At 75.5% G+C, this 17,731-nt stretch carries 14 protein-coding genes; 7 read left to right on the top strand and 7 right to left on the bottom strand.

The genetic code is table 11. The annotated features are described in order from the left end of the window. Positions 1-2: 2 nt before the first annotated feature. The 5 genes from BXA05_RS00450 to csrA all read left to right on the top strand — a co-directional run bounded on the left by BXA05_RS00450 (position 3) and on the right by csrA (position 5,193). Positions 3-755: a flagellar biosynthetic protein FliR gene (locus tag BXA05_RS00450; protein WP_076403288.1), complete on the top strand. Its 753-nt coding sequence runs from the start codon at positions 3-5 to the stop codon at positions 753-755. Then, on the top strand, positions 755-1,888 hold the full coding sequence (locus tag BXA05_RS00445) for an EscU/YscU/HrcU family type III secretion system export apparatus switch protein (RefSeq protein WP_076403286.1): 1,134 nt from the start codon (positions 755-757) through the stop codon (positions 1,886-1,888). The genes BXA05_RS00450 and BXA05_RS00445 overlap by 1 nt, the downstream gene beginning before the upstream one ends. 127 nt (positions 1,889-2,015) lie before the next feature. Next, positions 2,016-4,061, top strand: coding sequence for a flagellar biosynthesis protein FlhA (locus BXA05_RS00440; RefSeq protein WP_206154354.1), 2,046 nt, complete (start codon positions 2,016-2,018; stop codon positions 4,059-4,061). Continuing rightward, positions 4,033-4,884 carry a hypothetical protein gene (locus BXA05_RS19900; protein ID WP_170963110.1) on the top strand — a complete coding sequence of 284 codons (852 nt, stop codon included), beginning with the start codon at positions 4,033-4,035 and terminating at the stop codon, positions 4,882-4,884. Before BXA05_RS00440 ends, BXA05_RS19900 begins: the two co-directional genes overlap by 29 nt. A gap of 69 nt (positions 4,885-4,953) precedes the next feature. After that, positions 4,954-5,193, top strand: a complete 240-nt coding sequence (csrA, locus tag BXA05_RS00430; protein ID WP_061266705.1) for a carbon storage regulator CsrA — start codon at positions 4,954-4,956, stop codon at positions 5,191-5,193. Positions 5,194-5,276: 83 nt separating this feature from the next. Here the strand turns inward: csrA and BXA05_RS19895 are convergent, their stop codons facing one another. Further along, positions 5,277-6,647, bottom strand: coding sequence for a hypothetical protein (locus tag BXA05_RS19895; RefSeq protein WP_076403281.1), 1,371 nt, complete (start codon positions 6,645-6,647; stop codon positions 5,277-5,279). Between the two features lie 138 nt (positions 6,648-6,785). Continuing rightward, complete coding sequence (locus BXA05_RS00420; protein WP_076403280.1) at positions 6,786-7,736, bottom strand: hypothetical protein; 951 nt, start codon at positions 7,734-7,736, stop codon at positions 6,786-6,788. Between the two features lie 283 nt (positions 7,737-8,019). Here BXA05_RS00420 and BXA05_RS00415 point away from each other — a divergent pair, with 283 nt between their 5' ends. Beyond that, positions 8,020-8,634 carry a hypothetical protein gene (locus BXA05_RS00415; protein ID WP_021483189.1) on the top strand — a complete coding sequence of 205 codons (615 nt, stop codon included), beginning with the start codon at positions 8,020-8,022 and terminating at the stop codon, positions 8,632-8,634. Positions 8,635-8,646: 12 nt separating this feature from the next. Here the strand turns inward: BXA05_RS00415 and BXA05_RS00410 are convergent, their stop codons facing one another. Next, positions 8,647-11,274 (bottom strand): LuxR C-terminal-related transcriptional regulator, encoded by a 2,628-nt coding sequence (locus BXA05_RS00410; protein WP_076403278.1) that lies wholly within the window; start codon positions 11,272-11,274, stop codon positions 8,647-8,649. Between the two features lie 430 nt (positions 11,275-11,704). On the opposite strand from BXA05_RS00410, the gene BXA05_RS00405 reads away from it, so the two are divergent. Continuing rightward, positions 11,705-13,132, top strand: a complete 1,428-nt coding sequence (locus BXA05_RS00405; protein ID WP_143310992.1) for a hypothetical protein — start codon at positions 11,705-11,707, stop codon at positions 13,130-13,132. Positions 13,133-13,198: 66 nt separating this feature from the next. On the opposite strand, the gene BXA05_RS00400 is transcribed toward BXA05_RS00405, so the two are convergent. The 4 genes from BXA05_RS00400 to BXA05_RS00385 form a co-directional block, all read right to left on the bottom strand. Beyond that, positions 13,199-14,506: an alpha/beta fold hydrolase gene (locus tag BXA05_RS00400; RefSeq protein WP_076403275.1), complete on the bottom strand. Its 1,308-nt coding sequence runs from the start codon at positions 14,504-14,506 to the stop codon at positions 13,199-13,201. Positions 14,507-14,559: 53 nt separating this feature from the next. Next, positions 14,560-15,069 carry a pyridoxamine 5'-phosphate oxidase family protein gene (locus tag BXA05_RS00395; protein WP_043658359.1) on the bottom strand — a complete coding sequence of 170 codons (510 nt, stop codon included), beginning with the start codon at positions 15,067-15,069 and terminating at the stop codon, positions 14,560-14,562. Positions 15,070-15,220: 151 nt separating this feature from the next. Then, entirely contained in the window at positions 15,221-16,738 is a 1,518-nt protein-coding gene (glpK, locus tag BXA05_RS00390; RefSeq protein ID WP_021482287.1) for a glycerol kinase GlpK, read from the bottom strand. A 136-nt stretch (positions 16,739-16,874) separates the two neighbouring features. Beyond that, positions 16,875-17,621: an MIP/aquaporin family protein gene (locus tag BXA05_RS00385; protein ID WP_233139602.1), complete on the bottom strand. Its 747-nt coding sequence runs from the start codon at positions 17,619-17,621 to the stop codon at positions 16,875-16,877. Positions 17,622-17,731 lie beyond the last annotated feature (110 nt).

Here is a 17,731-nt window from a genome sequence, read left to right as displayed (position 1 = left end):
CCGTGCAGCTCGAGATCGACCTCGCGTGGCTCCAGGCGACGATGCTCGCGGGCGTGCGCATGGCCGCGTTCATGACCATCGCGCCGCCGTTCTCGCACCACGCCATCCCGCGCCAGGTGCGCGCGATCCTCGCGGTGTCGCTCGGGCTCGTGGTCTCCGGTCGTGCCGCCCCCGGGTACGAGGCGACCGGGACCGCGACGTTCCTCGCGCACCTCGTCGCCGAGGCGGTCACGGGCGCGATGCTCGGGACGCTCGTCATGGTCGTCTTCTCGGCGATCACCGCCGCCGGTGCCCACCTCGACCTGTTCGGCGGGTTCTCGCTCGGCATGGCGTACGACCCGCAGACGAACGTCAACGGGTCGCAGTTCACGCGCCTCTTCGCGCTCCTCGCAGTCGTGCTCATGTTCGTCTCCGACGCGTACCAGCTGATGGTGCTCGGCCTCGCCCGCTCGTACGAGGCCGTCCCGGTGGGCGGCCTGGCCGGCGTCCCCGCGGCGTCGTTCGTCGAGGCCCTCACCGGCTCGTTCGTGGCGGGGCTGCAGATCGCCGGCCCGATCGTCGTCGTGCTCTTCCTGGCCGACGCCGGGCTCGGCCTGGTCAACCGGGTCGCCCCCGCGCTCAACGCGTTCGCGATGGGCTTCCCGCTGAAGATCTTCCTCACGCTCGCGCTCGTCGGGACGGTGCTCGTGGCGCTGCCGCACGTCGTCTCGGTGCTCACGGCCGAGGCCGTGAGACGCATGGGCGGGGTGGGCTGATGGCCGACTCCACCGAGGAGAAGACCGAGCAGGCCTCCGACCGGAAGATGAAGGAGGTCCGGTCCAAGGGCCAGCTCGGCAAGTCGCAGGACCTCACGGCCTGGGTCGGGGTCGGGATCGCCGGCGCGGTGATCCCGCTGACCGTGAGCGCCGCGGCGCGGGCCGCGACCGACCAGGTGCTGTCGCTGCGCACCGTGATCGAGAACCCTGAGCCCGCGGTCGCGCTCCAGCTCGCGCAGGACGCGCTCGGTTCCGTGGTGCCGACCATGCTGCCGCTCCTCGGGGCGATCGCCGTCGCCGTGCTGCTCGCGTCGGTCGCGCAGGGCGGCCTGCACCTGAAGCGGCTGAGGCCCGAGGCCGACCAGTTCAACCCGATGAGCGGGCTCAAGCGGATGTTCGGGGCGCAGGCGCTGTGGAACGGCGCGAAGGCCCTGCTCAAGACGACGGTCGTCGGCGTCGTGCTCTATGCGGTCGTCCAGTCCCTCATGCCGGTCCTCCTCGCCGCGGGCGGCCTGCCGATCGCGTCGCTGCTCGAGGCGGCGGGCTCCGGCGTGCGCTCGCTCCTGGTCTGGGCGACGGCGGCGGGCCTCACCCTCGCGCTGTTCGACGTGCTCGTCGTGGCGCGACGTAACCGCAAGAAGACGCGCATGACCAAGAAGGAGCTCAAGGACGAGAACAAGAGCACCGACGGCGACCCGCTCGTGAAGTCGCAGCGCCGGTCGATGGCGCGCTCGATGACGCGCAACCGCATGATCGCCGCCGTGGCCGACGCGGACGTCGTCGTCGTCAACCCGACCCACGTCGCCGTCGCGCTGCGGTACGAGCCCGGGCGCTCCGCGCCGCGCGTCGTCGCGAAGGGCGCCGACCACGTCGCCGCCCGCATCCGCGAGAAGGCCGAGGAGTCGCGGGTGCCGATGGTCCGCGACGTCCCGCTCGCGCGCGCCCTGCACCGGGCGTGCGACGTCGGGCAGGAGGTGCCCGTCGAGCTCTACATGGCCGTCGCGCGCGTCCTCGCGTTCGTCATGGCGCTCACGCGCCGCGGCGCGGCGGCCTCGTCCGTCCCGCACCGCATGGCCCGCCCGGCGATCGCGCCGGGCGAGTGGCCCGCCGCCGACGACGCCCGGGCCGCATGACGCCGCCCGGCCGAGCCGTCGGCGCGCGCTGCGGCGGCCACGACCTGCATAGGACGTCGCGTCAGCAGCCGCCGACGCCCCGGACCCGGAAGGACCAGCGTTCCGCGTGAAGAACCGATCCCTCGCCATGATCGCCGTGCCGCTCGGCGTCGTCGGCATCGTCCTGCTGCTCGTCGTGCCGATCCCCGCGGCCCTGCTCGACGTGCTCATCATCGTCAACATCCTGCTGTCGCTCGTGATCCTGCTGACGTCGATGTTCGTCAAGAAGCCGCTCGACTTCTCGGTGTTCCCGTCGCTGCTGCTCGTCGCGACGCTGTTCCGGCTGGGCCTCAACGTCGCCTCGACGCGGCTCGTGCTCGGGGACGGCTACGCGGGCGAGGTCATCGGCGCGTTCGGCCACATCGTGGTCGACGGGAACCTCGTCATCGGCATGGTCGTGTTCCTCATCCTCGTCGTCATCCAGTTCCTCGTGATCACCAAGGGCGCCGAGCGCGTGGCCGAGGTCGGCGCGCGCTTCACGCTCGACGCGATGCCCGGCAAGCAGATGGCGATCGACGCCGACCTCAACGCGGGGCTCATCAGCGAGCAGGACGCGCGGGCCCGCCGCGCCGAGATCTCCGCGGAGTCCGACTTCTACGGGGCGATGGACGGCGCGTCGAAGTTCGTCAAGGGCGACGCCATCGCGGGCATCGTCATCACGCTCATCAACCTGCTCGGCGGCATCGTGATCGGCGTCGTCATGCACGGCATGCCGGCCATGGAGGCCGTCGACACGTACTCCATCCTCACGGTGGGCGACGGGCTGGTCACCCAGGTCCCCGCGCTGCTCATGGCGGTCGCCACGGGCATGATCGTCACGCGCTCGAACTCGGGCGAGGGCGACGTCGGCTCGCAGGCGTCGAGCCAGCTCGTCCAGTCCCGGCAGGCGCTCGCCATCGCGGGCGTCGCGGCGTTCGCCATGGCCCTCATCGAGGGCATGCCGAAGCTGCCGTTCCTCGTGCTCGGGGTGGGCCTGATCGTCGCGGCCCAGCAGATCAAGTCGAGCCAGCGGCGGGCCGAGGTGGCGCGCGCCGCGGCCGAGCAGATCGAGAAGGAGGGCACGCGCAGCGACGGCACCGAGGACCTCCTCGAGCAGATGCGCGTGCACGCGCTCGAGATCCTGCTCGCGCCCGACCTCGTCGACCTGGTCACCGGCGCGCACGACGACCTGCTCGGACGGGTCCGCGCCCTGCGGCGCAAGATCGCGACCGACCTCGGGGTCGTCGTGCCCCCCGTCCGCACGCGCGACTCCCTGGAGCTCCCGGCGTCGACCTACGCGGTGCGGATCGCCGGCGTCGAGGCCGGTCGCGGCCAGGCGCCGGCCGGCAAGGTCCTCGCGCTCGGCGACGACCTCGCCGCGCTGCCCGGGCTGGCGACGGTCGACCCGGTGTTCGGCATGGACGGCAAGTGGGTCCCGGTGGAGATGCGGCACAGCGCCGAGATGGCGGGCGCCACGGTCATCGACCGGGTCTCCGTTCTCGTCACGCACCTGTCCGCCCTCATCGCCGCGAACGCGGCGCGGCTGCTGTCCCGCGAGGACGTGCGCGTGCTCACCGACGAGGTCAAGCGGACCAACCCGTCGGCCGTCGACGAGCTCACGCCGGCTCTGCTGTCGCTCGCGGAGGTCCAGCGCGTCCTGCAGGGGCTGCTCGAGGAGCAGGTCGCCGTCAACGACCTGCCCCGGATCTACGAGGCGCTCGCGCTCGCCGCGAAGCGCTCGACCGACCCCGAGCACCTCGTCGAGGCGGCGCGCGCCGCGCTCGGACCGGCGATCCCGGCCCGGCACACGGTCGCCGGCACGATCCGGGTCGTGACGATCGCGCCCGCCCTGGAGCAGGCGATGCTCGCGGGCCGCCAGCCCGGCGGCGACCAGGGCACCGCGATCGTCGTGGACCCGGCGCGCCTCGACGCGTTCCGCTCGTCCGTGGGCGAGCGGGTGCAGGAGGCCCGGGCCACCGGCGAGGACGTCGTCCTCGTGTGCGCGCCGTCGCTGCGCGCGGCGGTCCGGCGCCTCGTCGCGACGCAGGTGCCCGACCTCGCCGTGCTGTCGTACACCGAGGTGACGGCGGGCAACGCGCTCATCGAGACGGTCGGGGTGGTGAACGATGCCCCGGCGATTGCGGCTCGAGGGTGAGTCCCTCGACGCCGTGCTCGCCCAGGCGCGGCGCCTGCACGGCCCGGACGCGCGGATCGTCTCCGCCGAGCGGGTCATCACGGGCGGCTTCAAGGGGCTCTTCGGGCGGCAGCACTACGAGGCGGTCGTCGAGGTGGGCGACGCGCCGCCCCGGACCGCCGTCGGGCCGGTCCGGTTCCCCGCCGCCCGCCGGGCGGGCATCGCGGCGCTGCTCGACGACGCCGACGAGGGCGACGCGCTGCGCCCGGCGCCGTCGGCCGCGGTCGAGGTCTCGACCCGCGGCGACGACTTCGCGGCGCTGCTCGACGAGCTCGTGGCCGAGACGGCGGAGCCGCCGCCCGCGGCCCTCACCGCCCCGCCCGTGCCCGTGTCGCCGCTGCCGCGCGCGGCGCCGGGCGACCTCGTGGCGTTCGTCGGGCTGGCCGCGGACGTCGTCCCGGCGGCCCGCGCGCTGGCGCAGCGGCAGGGCCTGCTCATGGCCTGCGCGGGCAGCGCGACCGACGACGACACCGTACGCGTCGACGACCGCCGCGCGGCGACCGAGGCGCGTGCCCGCGGGGTCCGCGCGGCCCGCGCCACGGTCGTGGCCGTCGGGGTGCGCGTGGACGCGGTCGGCGTGGCGCGGGTCCTCGACGAGCTGGGCGCCGAGCAGGTCGCGGTCGTGGTCGACGCCTCGCGCAAGCCCGCGGACACCGAGCGCTGGGTCGCCGAGGTGCAGCGGCTCGTGCTGGTCCGCGCCATGGTCGTGGTCGGGCGCGAGCTGACGACGACGCCCGACTCCGTGCTCGCGCTCGGGCTCCCCGAGCTGCGGCCCGCAGGCTGACCCGGGCCGCGCCCGCATAGGTCCTCCGAACGGTCAGGATGACACGCGGGACGTCAGGAGGACGTGGCGATGCTGGTGCTGGGACGCAAGGTGGGAGAACGGATCCTCGTCGGCGAGGACGTCGTGGTCACGGTCGTGTCGGTAGGCCGGGACGGGGTGCGCGTCGGGATCGACGCGCCCCGCGAGGTGCGGGTCCACCGGGCCGAGATCGTCGACCAGGTCGCCGCGGACAACCGCGCCGCCGCGCTCGGGGCGCCCGGGGGCGAGGCGCGCGCCCGCGCGCTGCTGGGGCTGGACGCGCGCTCCTGACGCGCCGCACGGGACGTGCGGGGCCCGCGGCGGCGGAGAGCCGCCGTCGGGGGTGCCCGTCCCGTCGGGAGGCCCGCCGGGCGCTACCCGCGTCCCTCGCGGCCGCCGCCGTGGCCCCGGTCCTGCCGGCCCGAGTCCTTGTCGGGGCGCCGGTCGTCGTACGTCTGCGGCTGTGGCGTCACCGTCCCTGGCAGGGACGAGCCGCGTGCGTCGTCCGACCGCGGTGCGGGACGGTCGGGCTTCGGGAGAGCCGGACGCGTGACGGGCGGCCCGGGTCGCACGGGCGTCGGAGCGGGCCGAGCGGCCGGCGCGGGCTTCGGCGTCGACTTCGGCGACGGCTTCGCTGCAGCCGGCGGCGCGGGCTGGGGCGTGGCCGCCGGTGCCGGCGCCGCTCCCGAGGCCGGTGCGGGTGCCGGCGCGGGCGTCTGCGGGACGGCCGGGCCCGGCGGGGCCGGCACGACCACGGGCAGCGGCTCGACCACGGGCCCGCTGCCGGGCTCGGCGGCGGGCACCTCGACGGCGTCGCCCACCCGCGGACCGACCGGCTCGTCCGCCGGCTCGTCGACGAGCTCGACCGCGGGTGCCGGCGACGGCGCCAGGCCCGTCAGCACCGGGGAGGAGAGGTCGAGGCGGACGGACGCGGCGCCGGCGCCGTCGAGCGGCGCCCACGCGGTCGAGCCGGTCCCCGGGGTCGTGCCCAGGAGCACCTGCTCGGGCCGTGCCGAGACGCCCGGGCCACCACCGACCTCGTCCTGCGCGGGCGCGACGACGACCCCGAACGCGAGCGTCGCGGCCGAGAGCACCGCGGCGGCGCCCCAGCGCACGGGACGACCCGGGCCGCTGGTGCGCGCGCGGCCCCGCACCCTGGGCGCACGGCGGCGCTCCTGGCGTGCGAGGGTGTGCGCCGACGAGACCGGCGCTGCAGGCCGGACCGTCGGGAGCACGCGCGTGGCGGTGGCCTCGTCCAGCGGGTGCGGCGTGGGCGGGAGCCCCACCGCCACGGCACCCGCGCGGACGACCTCTCGCGGCGCGGGACGGTCCACGACGGCGGCGGTCTCGCGGAGCAGCAGCAGGGCCGCGCGGTCGGCCGCGAGGCGGTGGCGGTACGGCGGGACGGCGACCGCGCCCTCCGCGGCCAGCGCGCGCACCGCGCGCAGGGCCTCGAAGCGCACCGTGGGCGACCAGGCGCGGCCCTCGGGCGGACGGCGACCGGCGACGAGGTCGTCGAGCACGGCGCGCTGCGCGTCGGTCACCGCCCGCAGCGCGGCGACCTGGTCCGTCCCCGAGACCCCCGCGGCGCGCACGTGCCGCCGGGCGTCGCGCGCGAGCCCGACGGCGTGCGCGGCGACCAGGCCGTCCACCGCGCGCTCGCGCTCGCCCTCCGGCACCGTCGCGGCGACGACGCGTGCGTCCTCGACGACCGAGCGTCGAGACCCGGGTCCCTCGTCAGACATGTCCTGCTGCCCCCTGTGCTCCTGCGCCCGCCTGCGGCCGCCCCCTGGTCCCCGTGCTCGCCACGGTGCGGTTCTCCTGCTCGCCGCGGTACGCCGCGGGCCTCCCGGCAGGTGCGGGTCGTGGAGCGACGCTCGCGCTCACACGCTGTCCACGGCGTCGAGGACGATGCCGACGTCCCGGAGGTGCTGCGCCGCCAGCACCCGGACCCGGTCGATGTGGGCGACGGTCCGGTGCCGGGGCAGACCCAGCGTCCGGGCGATCCACACGACCGTGTCGTGGCCCGGGAGCGGGCCGCCGCCCCCGTAGGCCTCGGACATCCAGAGCGCCGCGACCCGTCCGCGGACCGGGTCCTCCGCGTGCGCCGCGTCGACGACGGAGCGGACGAGCGCCGGGACCTCGACCGCGTGCAGCACGCAGTCCGCGTGCGCGTCCGTCGTGCGCGCGGAGTCCAGGGCCTCGTCGAACGACAGCGCGCCGCGCAGCACGAGCTCGTCGGCCTCCGTCACGACCATGCCCTGCCGGACGACGTCTGCCCGGTGGGCGCCGAGGCGCTCGTTCGTCGCGCGGACGGCCTCCTCGACCGAGGGTGCCGCGCCGCGCAGCGCGGCGAGCTCCGACCGCGTGCGCGCGAGCTCGCGGCGGCGACGCTGCGCGGCCACCATGCCCGACGCCGGCGCGGTCGCGTGGTCGAGGAACGAGCGGACCCGGGGCCGGGCCGTGTAGACGACGATGGCGAGGAACGAGCGCATGCTGCGCAGGTACGCCGGGTCGCGCCGGGACCGCTCGAGCATCTCCCAGGCGGTCTCCACGACGATCGCCGCGACGTCGTCGAGGTGCTGAGCCGCGGGCACCGAGTTGGTGCGGCACAGGCGCGCCGCGATCCGGCGCCACTGCGTCGCGTGGGCGGCGAGGAGCGCCGAGACCTCGGCGCGGTAGCGGTCGTCGTCCTCGATCGCGACGACGCGGGCGACCTCGTGCCGGAGCGCCCCGGGGTCGTCGTCCTCCTGCGGGCCCTCGTCGACGGCACGCACGGGACGCGCGTCGCGCGCCCGCTGCGGGCGCGGGTCGAGCTGGGTCCGGTCGGTCACGGTCCAAGCATGCGGACCCGGAGGGGCTCCTGGCGCGCGGGACACCGTCTTTCACACCGGACTTCACCCTCGGGTGCCCCGGGCAGCGGGTGATCTCCGCACGCTTCGCCCGCCGCGGGTGTTTCGCGGACGTCGCCACGGTGGGATGCTGTCCTCGGCGACGGGCTCGCCGGCTGGACAGGGCAGGACGAGATCAGGAGGTGGACCGGGTGCACGCAGCGTCCTGCGCTTCGACGGCGTCGCCGTGCCGGGCCGCCGACGCCCCGGGCGGGGTGGTGTCGCGGTGACCCCGGAGGAGGACGGCGCCGGCGCGCCGTGGGACGACACGACCTGGGCCATCTGGGCCGTGGGCCTCGTGGAGCCGCTCATCGACCCCGACGACCGGCTCGCGACCATGGCCGCGATGCGCGCGCAGGCGAAGGCGCACCCGCTGCGCGCCGTGACGCTCCTCGCCGGCGCCCTCACCGACCTCCTGGACTCGTTGCCCGACGACGACCCGTGGCGCCACCTGGACCCCGCGACGTTCGGCACGTACCGGGACGGCCTGGACCTGGTCCCGTCAGAGGCCGTCGTGATCGCCGAGGACATCGGCCTCGCGGCGCTCGCCCGGCCGCTCGGGCACGGCGGGGCGCGGGTCATGAGCGAGGCGCAGCACGGGTGGGAGAACGCCGCGCACGCGGCGAACGAGCTCGAGGACCCGGTGCGCACGCTCACGCGCGCCGTGGCGTGGGCCGCCTGGCGCCGCCGCGTGTACGTGGGCGAGGACAGCTACCCCGTCCTCGTGGTCTTCTCGTGGCTGCCGCGCGCGGCGCTCATCGCCGCGGGGCGCGAGATCGACGACGACCTCGCGCGCGCCGAGATGCGCGCGTCCGCCAAGATCGTCGACGACCTCGTCTGACGGGCCCGGGCCTCAGCGCCCGTCCGTGCCGCTCGCGGGCAGGGGACGCTGGGCCGGGAGCAGTCCCAGCTCGATCCCGCGGGCGAGAGCGTCCTCGCGCCGACGCACCCCGAGCTTCCGGTAGATCGAGCGGAGCTGGCTCTTCACCGTGTTCACGGACACGGTGAGGCTCCGGGAGACGTCGACCGCGGTCGCGTGCCGCATGAGGGTGTCGAGGACGACGACCTCGCGGTCGGACAGGGGCTGGGGGAGGTCGGCCGTCGCGGCGAAGAGCTCCGGCACGGGTTCTGCGTCCCCGATGAGGCGCTGCGCCGTCTGGTCCTTGCTCCGTGCCGCGAGCTCGGCGAGCGTGAGGAGGTCGTGCCGGGCGGGGAGCGCGAGGGCGAACCGCAGCCGCCGGTCCTCCGCGACGCCGGCGAGCTTGTCCAGGGCGTCGCGCGCCTGCGTCTCCTCCTCGGCGTGCGTGAGGGCGGCGGCGAGCAGGACGGCGTGCGCGGCCCGCAGGCGTGGCGCGGCGGTCCGCGGCGGCGTGTGCGCGACGAGCACGTCCCGCGCGGTGCTCCACCGGCCGGTGAGCAGGGCGACGTGGGCCCGCAGCAGCCAGGTGAGCGACGACGTCGCCGGGGCGACCTTGAGCCAGGAGTGCACCGCGCCGACCTGGCCGCGCGCGAGCCCGAGCAGGCCGCTCACGTAGTCGAGGTGGTCGATGTCGCGCGCGGAGATGCGGCGGCGGCCGCGCTCGGACTCGATGTAGCGGCGCAGCCGCTCGATGCCCAGGGCCGGCTCGAAGGACACGAGGTCGACGTAGGCCTGGACCGTGGCGACGACCGGGCGGGTCTCGAGCGTCGCGAGGTGCGGTCGCAGCACGTCGAGGTGGGCCTGGGCGCCGCGGGCGTCGAAGCGCTCGAGGCACACGATCGCGCGGGCGATGCGGTACAGGTGGTCGTCGCGCCCCGCGCGGACCTCGGCGTGGGGCGACGCCTCGATGACCTCGAGGTCGCGAACGGCCTCCGGCAGGTCCCCGCGGAGCGCGAGCACGAGCGCACGCAGCGACAGGCCGTAGAGCGTGCGCGGGTCGACGGCGGGGGAGCCGCCGAGGTCCTCGAGCGTGGCGAGCGCCTCGTCGTCCGCGCCCGCCCGCGCGAACGACATCGCGACCTCGGCGCGGAGCCGGGGCAGCTCGCGCACGAGCTCCCGGCGCTCGTCCACGCCCAGCTCGTCGAGCGTCTGCCGAGCCCGGCGCGCCGGCTCGAGCGCGCGCTGCGTCGCGTTCGTGGAACGCAGCGCGACGCTCTCGAGCACGTCCAGGACGACGCGTTCCGTCGTCGAGGTCGCCCTCGCCCGGGGGCGCAGGGCGGCCAGCGTCAGCTGGTACGTCTCGATCGCCTCGGTGCGCTCCCCGGGGACGCTGTCGTGGTGGATCGCGAGGGCCCCGGCGAGCAGCGGCCAGCGCCGCAGGTCCGTCTGCGGGAGGCCCTTGAGGACGTCGAGGCGGGCCAGCGCCTGCGGCTCGAGCAGCTCGCCCCAGTACCGCGAGACGGCCGAGGACGCGAGCCCGAGGTCGCCCGCGCCGACCGCGTGCCGCAGCGCCTCGACGGGATAGCCGTTCGTCAGGTACCAGCGTGCGGCGGCGAGCTGGGCGAGCCCCCACTCGTCCGGGTGCTCCTCGCGGACGCGCTCCGCCACGAACGTCCGCACCACCGGGAACAGGACGAAGACCCGGCCCGCGGGACGTCGCTCCCACGCACCCAGCCCGCGCTCCTCGAGCATCCACAGCAGCTGCGGTGCCGCGGGCTCCCGCGTCAGCGCCACGGCGAGGTCGGCGGTGAGGACGTCCGCGACCGCGCACCGCCGCAGGACCTGCTCGAGCCGAGGGCGCTCGGCGCCCTCGAGCTGCTTCTCGAGCGCGGCGCGCAGCAGCTCGTCGGCGACCTGGACGTGCGCCGGGGTCCCGTGGGAGCCGGCCATCTCCGCGGCGAGCATCGCGACCCGCAGGTACAGCGGCTGGCCGCCGGTGAGGACGTGCGCCTCCGCGGGGTCGAGGTCCACGCCCGCCTGGCGCAGCATGCGGGCCGTCTCGTCCCGGGTCAGCGGCAGCTGGTCCGCCGTGATGACGGTCCGGTCGAGCTCGAGCCCGACCGATGCGGCCTCCAGGGGGGAGACCGTGCTCGTGGCCACGGCCACGGAGAGGTTCGGGCACAGGCGCAGCAGGGCGAGGACGTCGTCGTGGACCGCGGCGTCCGTGACGTCCTGGTAGTCGTCGATGACGACCACGACCTCCCCGGGCACCGCGAGGAACGCGTCGGCCAGCCGGCCGGGCACGTCGTCGGGGGCGAGCTCCGCGGGACCCAGCGCGGCCTCGAACGCCACGAGCCCGGCGCGCGCGGCGCGTCGCGCGACCGCGCGCCAGAGGTCCGTCCGGGACATCTCCGGGATGACGGACAGCCAGAGACCCGGCGTGGCCCGGCGTCGGGACCACTCGGCGAGGAGGGAGGTCTTGCCCGCACCTGCGGGGCCGCGGACCACGCGGAGAGCGGCGTCCACCTCGAGCCGGTCGAGCAGGCGCTCGCGGACGAGCTCGGTGTGCGGGGGGCGTGGCGCCCCGTACAGACGGAACGTCGTCGTGTCCGTCACCGACATGCTGCCTCCGTGCTTCCCCCGCTCCACGGGCGGGCGGACGGACGGCGGCGAACCGCGTCCGGCCACGGCTCCGCCCCGAGAGCCGGCACCGCGCCGTGATCCGCTCTCACCCTAGGCGAGGAGGTGCGCCGGTTCTCGGGGAAGGCGGGTGAAGCGCTCGAACCAGGTCGCCCGCGGCTCCCGCCACCCCGGACGAAACGGGACGCCCGGGGACGATGCGGACAGCGCGGCCCCTCGCGTGCATAGGGGCCTCGGGCGCGTCCACCCGCGGACGCGACCGGAGAGGAGGCGCACGCCCATGTCTGTGCACCGGGCCCGCCCACGGACCGCGCTCGCTGCGGTGCTGGTGTGCGCCGTCCTGGTCGGCGCGTCCACGACGGCCCACGCCGCCCCGGTCGCCAGTGCCACGGCAGACCCGGGCGTCGCGCCCGTGGCGACTGAGACCCTCGCGCGGGTCGCCGAGGACGGCCGGCCCGGTGCCGCGGGTGCGGCGACGTCCACGGCTGCGGCCGGAGCCGACGGCACGGGCCCCGACGCGGCATCCGGCACGCACCCCGGCGCGGGCACGGACTCCGGCTCCGGCGCGGGCGCCGGCACCGTGGGCGTCGGGCCGGTCGTGCCTGCCGTGCCCGGCGCTCCCGTGCCGGACGGACCGGAGCTTCCCGCGCCCGGGTCGGCCGCTCCGGAGGAGGGCGCGTCTCCCTCCGTCCCCGCTCCCGACCCGGCGGCCCCGGAGGAGGGCGAGACGCCCCCCGGCCCCGACCCCACCGTGCCCGACGGCGGGCCCGCGCCCCGCGTGGTCGTGCTGCCGCCGGTCCTCGTCCGCGCGGCGGCCGGGGACGCGGTCTACCTCGTGCCGGTGGTCGAGGGCGTGCGCTGGTCCCTGGGCGGCGAGCCGATGACGTGCACCGTGGTCGTGGTCGACGGGTACCGGACCGTCGAGGCGCCGCGGGACGGCGGCGTCCTGCGGGCGACGGCCGTGGCGGAGGACGGCCACGTGCTGCAGCTCCCGGACGGGCGGTCCGCCGCCGAGGCGGTCACGGAGCTGCTCCCCGTCGTCACGGCGGTGCTCCCCGCCGCGCAGGACGGCCCGGGTAGGGCGGACACGTACACCGTGCCCGACGCCGAGGGCCTCGTCGTCCGCGACGCGACCGGCGCGGTGCTCCCGCCCGGCAGCACGCACGCCGTCGAGGGGTACCTCGACCACGTGGCGCGCGTCGTCCTGACGCTCTCCCCGGCCGCGGGCCTGCGGCTCGCGGCGGAGGGCGCGGCGGAGCCGGTGCTGCCGGGGTCGGACGGGTCGCGCGCCGTCGAGCTCGTGTTCTCCGGTCTCACCGAGGTCCGGGCGCCGACGCCCGTGGTCGTCGCCGCGCGCCCGGGCGCGGTGGCCGCGGTCGAGGTGCCGCGGGCCGACGGCGTGGAGTTCGTCCTCGACGAGCGGGTCCTCGCCCCGGGCCGCCATCCTGCCCGGGGCACGGTGACCGTGACGGCGCGCGCGCTCGACGGCTACGTCCTCGTCGGCGAGACGTCGTGGGAGCTCGTGCTCGACGGGCCGGCCGTCCCCGAGGCGCCCGCCGCCCCGCCCGCGTCGCCTGCTCCGGCCGCCCCGGCGCCCGCTGCGACACCGGACGCGTCCGCGCCGACGACGGCGGACGGGCCCGCGCTCGACCTGGCGCCGGTGGTCGGCACGGCGGACCCGTCGGGCGCCGTCGTCGTGGCTGCGGGCGGGGCGCCCGCCGCGGTGCCACCGGCCCCGCCGCGCGGCGACGCCGGGTTCGACCTGCTCACGCTGGTGCTGGGCGGGGCGCTCGTGTCCGGGGCGTGGGTGCTGCGCGCGCGCCGCGACCAGACGGCCTGACTCCGCCCAGCCGGGGTCTGGGAGCCGGGCGCCGCAGCCCGTCCAGCGGGCCGGGCGCGGCACGCCTCAGGTGCGCGGGCCGCCGCGGGCGCCGAGCCGCTCGACCAGGCGCGCGAGGACGTCGCCCGTGCGCAGGCCGTCGTGCTCGAACTCGTTCGTCACCCACGTGCGGACGTTGCCCACGCGCGCCGCCGTCTCGAGCGAGAGCCCGGCGTCGACGAACATGTCGTCGACGTACACCGCCGCCTCGACGGGCACCTCGTTGCGCGCGAGGAGGTCGAGGTCGTACAGGTCGGGCCACTCCTCGCGCGCGGCGAGCGCCTCCGCCGCCGCGCGGAACGGCCGGAGCGCGGCGATCTCCTCGAGCATCCAGGGGTAGATCATCTCGCCGGTGAGGAGCAGCGGTCGTGCCGCCGGGTCGAAGGCCGGCTCCTCGGCGCGGACCGCCTCGGCGGCCCACGCCGTCGGGCCCGTGCCCGACTGCGCGTAGATCGACTCGTGGAGCACGGCGTACAGCGGGTTGGTGCGGAACGACGTCGCCGCCGCGACCTCCGCGAGGAACGTGTCCGTCAGGGTGTCGGGCGCGTCCGCGTCGAACGCCTCGTCCACGAGCCAGTGGATGCGCTCCGGGCCGGGCTTCATCCCGAGGTCCGTGCCGAGCGACTGGAGCCGGCGCACGGTGAGCCGGTCGCCGTCGGGCAGGCGCACGTCGTCGGCCGCGAGGAGGTCCGCGACGCGCGCGAGGCGGGCCGCGTCGTCCGGGTACCGCTCCCGGTAGGCGGCGTTCTTCGCGACGACGCGCGGCTGGGTGCGGCGGTACACCTCGCGCGCGTCCGCCGTCAGGCCGGGGAGCCCGCCCGTCACGTAGCACGCGGCGAGCGCCTCGGGCGCCCGCGACAGGTACGTCATCGTGAGGAAGCCGCCGTAGGACTGGCCGAGCGACGTCCACCGCCGCCCGCCGTACACCGTCCGGCGCACGTGCTCGGCGTCGGCGACGATCGCGTCCGCCCGGAAGCGGGAGAGGTACTCGGCTTGGGCCGCTCCCGGGCCGCGCGCGGCGAGCGCCGCCCCGCGCACGGCCGAGGACCGGCCGGTGCCGCGCTGGTCGAGCAGCACCACCCGGTGCGTCGCGAGCGCGGTGCCGACCCAGCCGTCCGGCCCGGTGGGCCGGGGCCCCTTGCCACCCGGGCCGCCCTGGAGGAACACGAGCAGCGGCAGGTCGTCGTGACGCCGGACCGGGTCGACGAGCTCGCGGACGAACAGCGTGAGGCGGCGGGGGTCCGTGTCGTCCTCCCACACGAGCGGCACCTCGAGCTCGCGGTCGGTGACGTGGATGCCGGGCAGGGTGTACGCGGTCTCGCGGGCGACGCTCACCCGGCCACCCTAGCCGCGCCGCGCGCGGCGCTCCGGGCGGCCGGCGGCACGGGTCACAGCTCGACGGTCTCGTTCTCCCCGCCGTCGTAGCGCGAGCCGGTGACCTTCGCCTTGACCAGGCTGAACAGCGTCGCGACGCGGCCGCCAGGGGAGTCCCAGTACTCCGCGGAGTGGGCGTGCAGCCGGACGAGCACCACGCCGGGCGTGTCCGGGCCGTCGGGGAACCAGGCGTCGGCGACCGTGTTCCACAGCTCGCGGATCTTGTCGCGGTCGCGGACCACCGCGGCGCGCCCGGACACCGAGACCCAGGACGTCGAGCCCGAGAAGGCCGCGTTCGCCGCCGAGTCCCGCGCGATCTCGGCGACCTTGTGCGAGTCGGCGGCGGCGAAGAACCACAGGTCGCCGTCGAAGTCGACGGCCTGGACGCCCATCGGCCGGCTGACCAGGCTCCCGTCGGTCGCGACGGTGGTCAGCATGGCGATCTTCTCGTCCTTGATGAGCTCGCGGACCGTGGCGACCTCGTCGGAGCTCGCGTGGGGCTGCTCGTGGTGCGTGCCGGTCATGTCGTCTCCCGTCGTCGGGCCGCGGGGCGCGGCATCTCGACGCTAGGCACGACGCGCGCGACTCGCCCCGTGGGAGCACGACGAGGGGGTGGGGTGCGCGACGCCGCGGCGCCGTGCACCCCACCCCCTCGGCAGGTGGTCCCGGGACGGGCTACTGCTCCACGTCCTCGTCGACCCACTCCATGGTCTTCGTCACGGCCTTCTTCCAGTTCCGGTACAGGCGCTCGCGCTCGCCGGACTCCATCGACGGGCTCCAGCGCTTGTCCTCGGCCCAGTTGTCGATGACGTCCTGCTCGCCCTTCCAGAAGCCGACGGCGATGCCCGCGGCGTAGGCGGCGCCGAGCGCCGTCGTCTCGGCGACCTTGGGGCGCACGACGTCGACGCCGAGCTGGTCGGCCTGGAACTGCATGAGCAGCTCGTTGGCGACCATGCCGCCGTCGACGCGCAGCTCGGTGAGGTCGACGCCCGAGTCGGCGTTCATCGCGTCGACGACCTCGCGGCTCTGGAACGCCGTCGCCTCGAGCGCGGCGCGCGCGATGTGGTTGCGGTTGACGTACCGCGTGAGGCCCACGAGCGCGCCGCGCGCGTCGGGCCGCCAGTAGGGCGCGAACAGGCCGGAGAACGCCGGCACGAAGTAGGCGCCGCCGTTGTCCTGGACCTTGCCCGCGAGCCACTCGACGTCGGGCGCGTCCTCGAACATGCCCAGGTTGTCGCGCAGCCACTGCACGAGCGAGCCGGTCACGGCGATCGAGCCCTCGAGCGCGTACACCGCGGGTGCGTCGCCGATCTTGTAGCAGACGGTCGTGAGCAGGCCGTTCTTGCTCATGACCTTCTCCGTGCCCGTGTTGAGCAGCAGGAAGTTGCCGGTGCCGTACGTGTTCTTGGCCTGGCCGACCTCGAAGCACGCCTGGCCGAACGTCGCCGCCTGCTGGTCGCCGAGGATGCCGGCGATCGGGACGCCGGGGACGAGGCCGCGGGGCCGGCCGTGACCGTACACCTCGGACGACGACCGGATCTCGGGGAGCATCGACAGCGGGATGCCCATGTCCGCGGCGATGTCCTCGCGCCAGGAGAGCGTGTCGAGGTCCATGAGCATCGTGCGCGACGCGTTCGTCACGTCGGTGACGTGCACGCCGCCCTCGGTGCCGCCCGTCATGTTCCACAGCACCCACGTGTCGGTGTTGCCGAACAGCAGGTCGCCCTTCTCGGCCTTCTCGCGCGCGCCCTCGACGTTGTCGAGGATCCACTTGATCTTCGGGCCGGAGAAGTAGGTGGCGAGCGGCAGGCCGACGATCGACTTGTACTTCTCGGGGCCCTCGTCGCCGCCGAGCTCGTCCACGATCTTCTGGGTGCGCGTGTCCTGCCAGACGATGGCGTTGTAGACGGGCTTGCCCGTGGTCTTGTCCCAGACGACGGCCGTCTCGCGCTGGTTCGTGATGCCGACGGCCGCGATGTCCTCGTGCGTGAGGTTGCCTCGGGTGAGGGCGAGACCGACGACCTCGCGCACGTTGTTCCAGATCTGCTCGGGGTTGTGCTCGACCCACCCCGCGCGCGGGAAGATCTGGTCGTGCTCGAGCTGCCCGGTGGAGTAGATCTCCCCGGAGTGGTTGAAGACGATGGCCCGGGAGCTCGTGGTCCCCTGGTCGATGGCGAGAACGTAGTCGGCCATGGTGCGTTCAGTCCTTCACGTCGGTGTGGGTGTGGTTGCGGCGTAGGTGCCCGGCGCCCGACGGCGCGGGTCGCGTGACCGGGGAGGCCCCCGGCTCCCCGGTCACGCGGGGGAGAGGTCCGGTCGTCCGGGTCGGTCAGACCCAGGCGGCCCCGAGCAGGCCGGCGAGGACGCCGCCGACCAGCGGACCGGCGACCGGGACCCAGGCGTAGGCCCAGTCGCTCGAGCCCTTGCCCCGGATCGGCAGCACCGCGTGCGCGATGCGGGGACCGAGGTCACGGGCAGGGTTGATGGCGTAGCCGGTGGGACCACCGAGGCTCGCGCCGATACCGACCACGATGAGCGCGACCGCGAGCGGCCCCAGGCCGGACGGGGTCTTGCCGGACGCCACGACGAAGAACACGAGCACGAACGTCGCGATGACCTCCGTGACGAAGTTCCACGCGTAGGAGCGGATCTCCGGGCCGGTGGAGAACACCGCGAGCTTGGTCGCGCCGGGTGCGTCCTCGTCGAAGTGCTTCTTGTACGCCAGGAACGCCAGCACGGCGCCGATGAAGGCACCGATCATCTGGGCCCCGAAGTACAGGAACATGTTGCCGACCGTCGGCTCGATGGTCGCCGTCACGAGCCCCTCGGGGCCGGTCACGGAGAAGAACGGCTCCTGGGCGGTGAAGAGGCCGATGGTCACGGCCGGGTTGAGGTGCGCACCCGACTTGTAGGCCACGTAGACGCCGGCGAAGACCGCGAGGCCCCATCCGAAGTTGATGAGGAGCCAGCCGCCGTTGAAGCCCTTGGTCCTCGGGAGGACGACGTTCGCGACGACGCCCGCGCCGAGGAGGATCAGTGTCGCCGTGCCGAGTATCTCGGACCAGAAGGCGTTCATGAGGAGTTGATCCATCGTGCTCTCTCTTTCGTGGTGGACTTCTCTGTCTCAACCGTCCCGACGCACCTGAGCGCCGGGTCCTCGGGTCGGTCCGCCGTCGGCGTGGCGCC

Origin of the sequence: Cellulosimicrobium funkei, assembly GCF_900155925.1 — a bacterium.
GTDB classification, from domain to species: domain Bacteria; phylum Actinomycetota; class Actinomycetes; order Actinomycetales; family Cellulomonadaceae; genus Cellulosimicrobium; species Cellulosimicrobium funkei.
This window is presented reverse-complemented; position numbering and strand designations above follow the sequence as displayed.